Origin of the sequence: Arsenophonus endosymbiont of Apis mellifera, from assembly GCF_903968575.1 — a bacterium.
Taxonomy (GTDB): domain Bacteria; phylum Pseudomonadota; class Gammaproteobacteria; order Enterobacterales; family Enterobacteriaceae; genus Arsenophonus; species Arsenophonus apicola.
Map to the genome: position 1 here is coordinate 132,115 of NZ_CAJCFU010000052.1, position 10,759 is coordinate 142,873.

Genomic DNA, 10,759 nt, shown 5'->3' on the forward strand with positions numbered 1-10,759 from the left:
AAAAATGAAATAGCAAGGGGTTTACGCAATGCGTATTATTCTGCTCGGCGCGCCAGGCGCAGGTAAGGGGACTCAGGCACAATTCATCATGGAAAAGTATGGTATTCCACAAATTTCTACCGGTGATATGCTACGTGCTGCTGTAAAGGCAGGTACAGAGTTGGGTTTAAAAGCGAAAGAATTAATGGATAGTGGTAAGCTTGTTACTGATGAATTAGTTATTGCTTTAGTTAAACAGCGTATTGCACAGGATGATTGCCGAAACGGCTTCTTACTGGATGGGTTTCCCCGCACTATTCCACAAGCAGACGCAATGAAAAATGCGGGTATTGTGGTGGATTATGTATTGGAATTTGATGTACCGGATAAAATTATTGTTGAACGCATTGTTGGTCGTCGCGTTCATACGGCTTCGGGGCGTGTTTATCATATTAAATTTAATCCACCCAAAATAGCCAACAAAGATGATGTTACCGGTGAAGAATTAAGTATTCGCAAAGATGATCAAGAAGAAACTGTCCGTAAACGGTTAGTGGAGTATCATCAGTTAACTGAGCCTTTGATTGCTTATTATCGGCAAGAAGCTGCCGCCGCTCATACCAAGTACTTTAAATTGGATGGTACCCGTAAAGTGACTGAAGTCAGTGAAGAGTTGGCTAAAATTTTAGGTTAATTGTTAGTTGATTAAATAGGCATCCGATTTGGGTGCCTATTTTTTATTTATTGCTAATTAATAGGAGTAAATATATTTGATAAGTTATGATAAGGTTATAAATAGTTAGCAGTAAATAAAATGGAGCCAATTGGCATGCGCATTAAGAAGTATGGTGTTTTATTAGTTAACTTAGGGACGCCTGATGCACCGACGCCAGCGGCGGTGAAACGTTTTTTGGCAGAGTTTCTTAGTGATGTAAGAGTTATTGATATTTCGAGGATAATTTGGAAACCGTTATTACATTTAGTGATTTTACCATTACGCTCGCCAAAAGTTGCTAGATTATATCAATCAATTTGGACAGAAGCGGGTTCTCCATTGCTAAGTTATAGTTTGCAACAGCAGGCTGCACTGGCAAAACAACTACCCACTATTCCTGTGGAATTAGGTATGAGTTATGGTTCACCTTCTGTTGCAGATGCGATTGACAAACTATTAATTCAGCAGGTTGAAAATATTATTGTATTGCCGCTTTATCCGCAATATTCTTGTTCAACCACTGCGTCAGTGTTTGATGCGATTAGTCGAGCATTAAAAAAATATCGAACCATACCCGGGCTTCACTTTATTCGTAGTTATGCCGATCATCCTTATTATATTGAGGCATTAAAAAAGTCGGTTGAATTAAGTTTTGCACAGTATGGGAAACCTGATCGGTTATTACTTTCTTATCATGGTATCCCTCAACGTTATGCAGAAACAGGTGATATTTATCCGCAACAATGCGAGTTGACAACCCGTTTATTTAGTGAATTAATTGATTTTCCGGCTGATAAAATTATCATGACTTATCAGTCACGTTTTGGGCGTGAACCCTGGCTTACACCTTACACATACGTTACCTTAGCAAGCTTAGCAAAGAGTGGTGTTAAGCATGTTCAACTGTTATGTCCGGGTTTTTCAGTCGATTGTCTGGAAACTCTAGAGGAGATCGCGGTGCAAAATAAAAAATTATTTTATGCTGCTGGTGGCGAAAAGTATCAATACATACCTGCACTTAATGCTTCAAATAATCATATTCAGTTAATGGCCGAATTAATCACAGATAGGTTATAGACTCATTTATCAATTTTAAGTTTTTAAATAAAAACTATTTTTATTAAAACACTCTAAATAAGCATATTATGTTTAATTAATATAAAACTAAAATAATTTCTAACTATTTTATGTGAGTAGTGGAATTAAGATTAGTAATTATTTGAAGGGAATCTAGATAAAATTAAAAGTTACTTTAGTGATTATAACACTATCATAAATTTGAAATTTCACTGTAATAACTTGTTTGAGATCGTTAATTTTATCTAATAATTGTAAAATTATATATTTAAACTGGTAATATAGATTATTATTGCTGTCTAAGGTGGTAAATGATTTATGTGATATTTGTATTGTTTAAATATTTTTTATTATTTATTCTTATTTTTTAGAAAGATTAATATGTTATTGGTTTTTGTTAAATAGTTTGTGGCATTTTACTGGCTTTAAATATCATAGTTGTAAAAATGAGAATATTGTTGATAAATGTGATTTGTGTGTTTTATTAAGGTTGGAAATGTAGAATATTATGGCTAAACTTTTCTTGATTAATGAGAATTATTTGATTATTTAACTATTCAAGTCTGTATAAGATAGAGATAGATGAATATTTGTGATTAATTGTTAACAATATGACGGTTAGAAACTTTAAATTATGACAAATAGACAATTATTGGATGCAACCTCTGAGATCGATCCATCTTTTTATTCGGCTAAGATAAAACAAGATGATGAAATCGATTTATTTGAACTATTTTCTATTCTCTATAAATCTAAATTGTTGCTTATTATGTTTGTTGTGGTTTTTACCGCTGCCATTTTTTGCTGGACGCTATTTTCTCCGCAAAAATGGAAAAGTGAAGCCATAGTTGTTCAACCTACTGCTCAAGAAATGTTTAAGCTGAATGAATTCCTTAGTCAGTTAAAAGTACTGGATGTTGAAACAAATATTGATGCTCAGCAAATTTATACAAAATTTCTTGACGCTTATCGTTCTCAGTTGTTACAGGAAAATTTTCTAAAAAGTAGCGACTATTTTCAACGGTTAGTTAAATCCACAGAGTCACATTCGTTAGAAAGGGAACAGCAGCTTTTACGTGATATGAAAAATGATATTACGGTTGGCAAAATCACTTTTAGTAATAGTGCAGTTAATAATATTACTAATATGCAAGAGCAGTTGATAGAAGCAAGCATAGGATTTACTGCCGCAACGGCTCAAGATGCACAGAATTTATTGTCTGATTATCTGCGTTATATTGGATCGAATGTACGGCAAGAAATTAAAGCGGAGTTAAATGAAAAAATAGCGCAACAACTTGTTTATGCTAAAGGTAAATATGCTATCGAGCTGGCAACTTTGGAAAATGCGAATCGGGTTGCGATTCAGCGGCTGAAAAATTCATTAGCTATAGCACAATCGGTTGGTTTGAAAAAACCGGTTTCAACTACGCATAACTTTATTCAAGATGATCCAGATTATCCTATTGCATTAGGTTCAGAAGCATTAGCTAAAAAATTGGCTATTATTGAAAAGGCTAATGATCTGTCATTATCGAATCCTGACTTGTTAAGTAGTCAACAATATATCCAACAATTACAGGCATTAGATACGAAAGATATTTGGTTCCAACCGGTAAAATATATGCAAAAGCCAACTCTACCCATTGCTAAACAGGCACCCAACCGAACGTATATGCTAGTATTAGCTGGAATAGCTGGTTTAATTTTCGGTTGTATTTATGTTTTGTTACGCCATATGGTAAATAACCGCAAGCAAAAAGTCTGAGGTGATAATTTTAAATAAGCAGCAGGCGATTTTCCTGCTGCTCAATGATGTTAATTATGTTAGACTTGCTTCTTTCGTTAATACTAATCATACCTATTATGAAATTCCCTGGTCAACGTAAGTCCAAGCACTATTTTCCTGTTAGTCTTCGAGATCCCTTATTATCCAGTCAAGAGTTAATCAATAGCGCAGGCGATCATGCTTATATTGTTGGTATTGACCAAACTCTGGTTGATATTGAAGCGAAAGTTGATGATGATTTCATTCAGCGTTATCAACTCAGCCAGGGGCACTCTTTAGTTATTGAAGATGCGATGGCTGAAAAACTTTATCGTGAGTTAACAGAGAAAAATCTTATTAGCCATGAGTTTGCTGGTGGTACGATAGGGAATACTTTACATAATTACTCTTTATTAGCTGATAATAGATCTGTGTTGCTGGGTACGATGTGCAATAACATTCAAATTGGCAGTTATGCCTATCGTTATCTATGCCATACTTCCAGCCGGATGGATTTAAATTATTTACAAGGTGTTAATGGTCCGATTGGTCGCTGTTTTACCTTAATTACGGAAAATGGTGAGCGGACATTTGCAATTAGTCCTGGGTTAATGAACCAATTGCGTCCTGAGAGCATCCCTGAGCAAATTATTGCAGGAGCATCAGCTCTGGTTATTACTGCTTATCTTGTCCGTTGTCGGTCAGGTGAACCGATGCCAGCAGCAACCATTCAAGCAATAGAATATGCCAAAAAACATGATGTGCCAGTGGTGCTAACCATGGGTACTAAATTTGTTATTGCCGATGATCCTGCCTTTTGGCAGGATTTTATCGCTAAATATGTTTCTGTTGTGGCAATGAATGAAGAAGAAGCGTTTGAGTTGACAGGGTTTAACGATCCCTTATTAGCTGCCGACAAGGTGCTTGATTGGGTTGATCTGGCTCTTTGTACCGCCGGTGTTGACGGACTGTACATGGCAGGCTTTACCGAATCGACTTATAAAAGAAAAACTCAACATCCTCTGTTATCTGGTGCTATTAAGCAATTCAATCGTTATGAATTTAGCCGGGCAATGAGAAAAAAAGATTGTCAACTTCCTTTTAAGATCTACTCACATATTGAGCCTTATATGGGTGGGCCAGACAAAATTATGAATACCAATGGAGCCGGGGATGGTGCTCTGTCAGCATTATTACACGATATTACCGCCAATCGTTTTCATCGCTTAAATATTCCCAATTCAAAAAAACATTTTCTGCCCTTTCTGACATATTCTTCCTTAGCACAGGTGTGTAAATATGCTAATAGAGTGAGTTATCAGGTGCTTATTCAGCATTCACCGCGTTTAACGCGCAGTTTGCCTGAAAAAGAGGATAGTTTAGAGGAATCTTATTGGGAACGGTAATTTAATTAAAATCGGGAGAAAGCTTATATTTCCCCCTGATTTATTTTTATCGGCTAGTTAGAAGCATCAGGTTTTAAGTATTTATCTAAATCTTTAGTGCCTGATAATAAATTATCTTCATGATTGTCAATGACACAGTCGCTTGTTTTCTTTTTAGCTAGGAAATGCGCCATGGTTTTGGCAATTTCATGTTCACCAACAACGATATGATTTGCACCACGTTCACGAATATATCTAACTTCATCATCATAATGGGCACGCACGATAATTGTAATGTCAGGGTTTAATAATCTAGCTTTCTCGACAATTTGTCCTGCTTCATAACCATTTGGAATGGTTAGTAACAGTGTTTGCGCACAATCTATGCGAGCCAGTTTCATTAATGCTTTGTTTACAGCATTGCCAATTAATGAGCGGAAGCCATTTTTGGCTAATTCTTCAAATCGGGCACGGGTATTTTCAATAACGACTAGCGGGATATCTTTTTGACGTAATTTTTCCGCCAGAATGGTGCCAACACGACCATAACCAACAATAATGGCATGACCGCAAATATCGACAGGAATTTGGGCAACTTCTTCTTGTGTTTCTGCTAATAATTCTTCTTCTGTTGTTTCTGTTTTCTTCAGATAACGGTCAAGTAAGCTAAAGAGCAATGGATTAATCATAATAGAGGCGATTGCACCAGCCAAAACCAGGTTTGGTGCTTGACTATCAAATACATTGAGTGCAATCCCCATTCCGGCTAGGATGAAAGAGAATTCACCAATTTGTGCCAGACTTATCGCGATAGTTAAGGCGGTACGACGGCTATGACCAAATAGTCTCACTAACAGTAATGCGGCGAGTGATTTACCAATAGTAATGATCGCTAAAACCGCCAATATAGCGAGTGACTGTTCTATCAATATGATAGGATCGAGAAGCATACCAACTGATACAAAGAACAGAACCGCAAAGGCATCTCGCAAGGGGAGTGTATCTTGGGCGGCTCGATGGCTTAATTCAGATTCATTTAAGATCATGCCAGCGAAAAATGCACCTAGGGCAAAAGAAGCATTAAATAGCGTTACTGCAGCATAGGCAATACCGAGCGCTAATACTAAAACTGCTAGTGTAAATAATTCTCGAGAACCGGTTGCCGCAGTACGGGCTAGCATCCATGGAATAAGTTGGCGGCCCATGAAAAGAGTAATGATAATAAAAATAGCGACTTTACCAACGGTAAAGGTTAATTTAATAGCTAGCTCATTAAAACTGGCATTATTGCTATCGACAATACCGGCAATTGCGGGGAGCAATACTAGTGTCAATACCATGACTAAATCTTCGACAATCAACCAGCCGATGGCAATGCGTCCTCGTTTACTATCGATAAGTTGACGTTCTTCTAATGTCCTCAACAGTACTACTGTACTAGCTGTCGAGAGACAAAGACCAAAAACAATTCCAGCAAATAATCCCCAGCCAAATAGTATGGCTAAACCAAGACCTAATAAGGTCGCGGTAATTATTTGAGCGATAGCACCAGGAATAGCAATCGATTTTACGGCTAAAAGATCTTTTAAGGAAAAATGTAAACCAACACCAAACATCAATAATATAACACCAATTTCAGCAAGTTCGCTGGCTAAATTTGTATTTGCAACAAAGCCTGGTGTAAATGGACCAATAAGAACACCGGCCAGCAAATAGCCGACTAACGGTGATATTCTTAGCCGTTGTGCAATCATACCAAACAGATAGGCAAGAGCTAAACCACCAACAATTGTTGTGATGAGGGATGATGCTGAATGATCCATTAAATCTCCTCTTTTTTGAATGACAAAATACGTCATGTAAAATTCAAGCTTATTTTATCTGCTATAAACTAAAAAAGCGCTAAAAAAATCACGTTAAAATAATAAAAAAGCGGTTAACGATAAAAAAGAAAAGAACAGGTTGTTTTTTTAATAAAAATACCCAGCAAATAATCATATTAACCATTATAACTATAATTTATTATTTTATAATATATTATAATATAAACTATTATTCTTTTTTTTATTCATATTTGGTAATGATAGGATAAAACAAAATGATAATGATGAAAAATTCAGATTGAACTAATTAATTCAATACGCTTTATTTGTAATATACATTGTTAATGTTGGATTGATTGCAATTGTCTCCAAAGGTTAATGCCAAAGCGTATTTATCAAGCATTGCTACATTATGCATTACAAGCTTGATACTTTTGTATTTTGGATATAAATAGCAAAATGGTGTATTAAATAACAAGTATAGTAGTTATTTATGCTAATAAGATAAAAAAAATTGTAAAAATCAAAATAAATTGATTACTTATCGCTCCGATGGTCGCTCTTATCATCATTTTTGGCAAAAATAAAATTAATTATAAAATAAGCTTTATGTGATTTTATTATGTTTTTCAGTAGATTAATGGAATTAAAATAATCAATAGCCACTATTTCTTTTATAATCGCGATTCAGTCTCTATATTGTTATCCAATTGAGAGTATGAATAGCAATATTTTTAATCTTGCGTAATAACTAGGACAATTTATGTGGTAATAATCAAATAAAATATTGAAAGAATAATAAAATAGTTAGGGATATAAAAAAAATTGCTCGATGAAATACATTGGGTATAGATTTGAATACTGGAGATTGATATGCGATTGTCACTTAAGACTTCCCTGAGTGGGTTAATTCTATTTTTATGGTTGTTATTAAGTTCAACCGCAATTGCATGGCAAAAAAAAAATCTATTCCATCACGATATTACACACTAATGATCATCATGGTCATTTTTGGCATAACAAAAACGGAGAATATGGTTTAGCGGCGCAAAAAACATTAGTTGCAAAAATTCGTCATGATGCGGCAAAAAGAGGGGGAATTGTTTTACTGCTTTCTGGTGGTGATATTAATACTGGTGTGCCTGAATCCGACTTGCAAGATGCTGAACCAGATATTAAAGGCATGAATATGATTGGTTATGATGCAATGGTACTTGGTAATCATGAATTTGATAAGCCGTTAACGATTTTACGCAAGCAACAGCAATGGGCAACTTTTCCTTTTTTGTCAGCTAATATTTATCAAACCAGTACCGGACAGAGATTATTCAAACCCTATCAAATTTTTAATCAACAGGGCATCAAGATTGCCGTTATTGGTTTAACTACCGACGATACTGTTAAGTTAGCTAACCCAAGGGTAATTTCCGATATAGAATTTCGTTCGCCTGTCAATGAGGCGAAAATGGTGATCCAATCTCTACGTGCTAATGAAAAGCCTGATATCATTATTGCTGCTACCCATATGGGGCATTATAACAATGGCGAACATGGTTCTAATGCGCCTGGCGATGTTAAAATGGCGCGAAGTTTACCAACAGGCTATCTGGATATGATAGTGGGCGGTCATTCACAAGATCCAGTTTGTATGTCCGTTAACCGGAAAAATTATAAACAAGTAGATTATGTGCCTGGGACATTATGTAGACCAGATCGCCAAAATGGGACTTGGATTGTGCAGGCTCATGAGTGGGGTAAATATGTCGGGCGGGCTGATTTTGAATTTAAAAATGGCGAATTTATGTTAAAACGCTATCGACTTATACCTATCAATTTAAAGAAAAAACGACTTAACCAAGATGGTTCGACAGAGTTAACTTTTTATACGCAAGAAATTCCGCCTGATGTTGATATGGTGAAATTACTCTCGCCTTTTCAAGCAAAAGGTCGTCAACAATTAGATATCCATTTGGGTTTTGTTGATGGAAGATTACAAGGTGATCGCAACAAGGTTCGTTTTGGCCAAACTAATTTAGCGCGTCTCATCTTAGCGTCGCAAGTGGAACGTGTAAATGCCGATTTTGCCATTATGAGCAGTGGCATGATCCGTAATTCTATTGATCGAGGTCAGATCAGTTATCGACAAGTACTTAAGGTTTTACCGTTTGCTAATCACATAGCCTATGTTGATTTTAATGCTCAGGAAGTGAAAAACTATTTAGCAGCCGTCGCTAGTATGACGTCAGGTTCGGGGGCTTATGCCCAATTCTATAATATCAGTTTAATTCGTCATAAAGATGGTACAATTACAGATATTAAAATAGCCGGTCAACCATTAGATGATAAAAAGCATTATCGTATGGCAACATTAGATTTTATTGCTTTTGGTGGTGATGGTTACCCGAAAATTAATCATCATCCAAATTATGTTAATACAGGATTAGTGGATGCTGAGGTATTAAAGAATTTTATTGAAAAACATGCACCATTAAAAGTTATTGATTATGCGCCTAGCAGAGAAATTATTAGTCATTAAATAAAGCGGAATTATTTATCACTTTTTTATATTGGCAAATATTGCATTTAATAAATTAGCCAAGTCGTTAGGATCAAGTTCTATATCTAGCCCTCTTTTTCCGCCTGAAATATAGATAGTTGCAAATTGCTTGGCTTGTTCATCAATAATTGTTGGTAGACATTTTTTTTGCCCTAATGGGCTTATTCCGCCTAATAAATAGCCCGTTGTTTTTTGGGCGATTTGCGGATCGGCCATTTCTGCTTTTTTTGCGTTAAATGTGCTGGCAACCTGTTTCAAATTAAGTTGTCCTGATACTGGTGTGATAGCAACCACCAGATGTTTGCTATCTCCATTTAACACCACCAGCAACGTTTTAAATACTTGTCTGGCATCAAGCCCCAATTTTTCTACTGCCTCTTGGCCAAAGTGATATATATGTGCATCATGCTTATAGCTATGTAGCACATATTTGATTTTGTTTTTTTCTAATAAATTAATAGCGGGAGTCATACAAAACCTTATTTTATATAATGTTATAGTGAACAGTTCAATAGACACTTTATTATTTTGCTTGGCAATATTGTTTAAATAAAAATGGGATTGAATTAGTCGATTTGCTGTTTAAATAAGCTAGCAAGATTATTGTCGCCGTATAAATGTAAGGCGCCAACGGCCACGACATAATGACCCGCTGACAATTTTTTTAACTTTTGACACCATAATAAATTACGTTCTTGCATCAATAACTGATAAACATCATCACGAAAAGTTCTTGGTAATTTTAAATCAACCTCAGGTTTAAAGTTCATCCACCAACTTAACATTATTTGTAAAGAACGGGCGTTGGAGTGCCAATAAGTCAAAGTATCTTCCAATAAAGACTGCCCATTGTTAGGTAAATTCATGAGTAGCTCGATTTGAGAGGTGGCGCCTTCTAGTTCAATGATCGGTTTTTGCTGTTGCCTGGCAGCTAGCAGTAGTTGATAATCTATCCCGTATTGAGGAAGTAATCCTAAATTTTGTGCTTGATTGGCTTGTAAGATCAAAGCAATTTGCCAGGCAGCAAGCCTATCTAATTGCTCAACGTATAGTTTAATTTCTTGGCAATAATATTTAAATTTCAGGTAAAGTGTGGGTGAAAGTCGCTGTTTGACCGGTGGATAAGGGATGACGGGATTGTTAGTCAAGGGAGGCACTGTGTCGGTAATATCAGCTTCAACAATTAAAGCGTCGCACTGATTGAGTTTGTTTATAAGAATTTGAGGTAGCGGAAACATATTTTTGCTGGCCATATGAATACTGCCAATGAGATGCAGGTGAATATTTCCAGCCAAGCTAATATCATAAGCAGGATATGGATAATGTTTAGTCTTATTGGCAATCAAATATTTTTTTAGCCTAGATAATATAGGCGCTACCATTCTTCACTTCCCCTTAACGCAAAAATTCCTCATTGCCAGTTTAATAGGTTAGCTGTTTTTAATCATCGAGTAC

7 protein-coding genes and 1 pseudogene are annotated in these 10,759 nt (G+C 35.8%); 5 read left to right on the top strand and 3 right to left on the bottom strand.

Going from position 1 to position 10,759, the window contains the following annotated elements; genetic code table 11:
• Nucleotides 1–28 precede the first annotated feature (28 nt).
• From adk to H1X92_RS08185, 4 genes are all read left to right on the top strand, one after another.
• Nucleotides 29–673: an adenylate kinase gene (gene adk / locus H1X92_RS08170; RefSeq protein WP_180559680.1), complete on the top strand. Its 645-nt coding sequence runs from the start codon at nucleotides 29–31 to the stop codon at nucleotides 671–673.
• A 135-nt stretch (nucleotides 674–808) separates the two neighbouring features.
• Nucleotides 809–1,771, top strand: coding sequence for a ferrochelatase (hemH, locus tag H1X92_RS08175; RefSeq protein WP_180559681.1), 963 nt, complete (start codon nucleotides 809–811; stop codon nucleotides 1,769–1,771).
• 634 nt (nucleotides 1,772–2,405) lie between these two features.
• The gene (wzz(fepE), locus tag H1X92_RS08180; protein WP_180559682.1) at nucleotides 2,406–3,539 is read left to right on the top strand and encodes an LPS O-antigen length regulator Wzz(fepE); all 1,134 of its coding nucleotides are present in this window, start codon (nucleotides 2,406–2,408) and stop codon (nucleotides 3,537–3,539) included.
• Nucleotides 3,540–3,637: 98 nt separating this feature from the next.
• Complete coding sequence (locus tag H1X92_RS08185; RefSeq protein WP_180559720.1) at nucleotides 3,638–4,945, top strand: inosine/guanosine kinase; 1,308 nt, start codon at nucleotides 3,638–3,640, stop codon at nucleotides 4,943–4,945.
• A gap of 53 nt (nucleotides 4,946–4,998) precedes the next feature.
• Here H1X92_RS08185 and ybaL read toward each other — a convergent pair whose 3' ends face one another.
• A complete protein-coding gene (gene ybaL / locus H1X92_RS08190) occupies nucleotides 4,999–6,747 on the bottom strand; it encodes a YbaL family putative K(+) efflux transporter (protein WP_180559683.1) in 1,749 nt (582 codons plus the stop codon).
• An 873-nt stretch (nucleotides 6,748–7,620) separates the two neighbouring features.
• Between ybaL and ushA the strand changes: the two are divergent.
• Nucleotides 7,621–9,283: pseudogene (gene ushA / locus H1X92_RS08195) on the top strand (bifunctional UDP-sugar hydrolase/5'-nucleotidase UshA).
• A gap of 18 nt (nucleotides 9,284–9,301) precedes the next feature.
• Here the strand turns inward: ushA and ybaK are convergent.
• Both ybaK and H1X92_RS08205 read right to left on the bottom strand, forming a co-directional pair.
• Complete coding sequence (gene ybaK, locus H1X92_RS08200) at nucleotides 9,302–9,775, bottom strand: Cys-tRNA(Pro)/Cys-tRNA(Cys) deacylase YbaK (protein ID WP_180559684.1); 474 nt, start codon at nucleotides 9,773–9,775, stop codon at nucleotides 9,302–9,304.
• 95 nt (nucleotides 9,776–9,870) lie between these two features.
• Nucleotides 9,871–10,686: a TraB/GumN family protein gene (locus tag H1X92_RS08205; protein ID WP_180559685.1), complete on the bottom strand. Its 816-nt coding sequence runs from the start codon at nucleotides 10,684–10,686 to the stop codon at nucleotides 9,871–9,873.
• Nucleotides 10,687–10,759 lie beyond the last annotated feature (73 nt).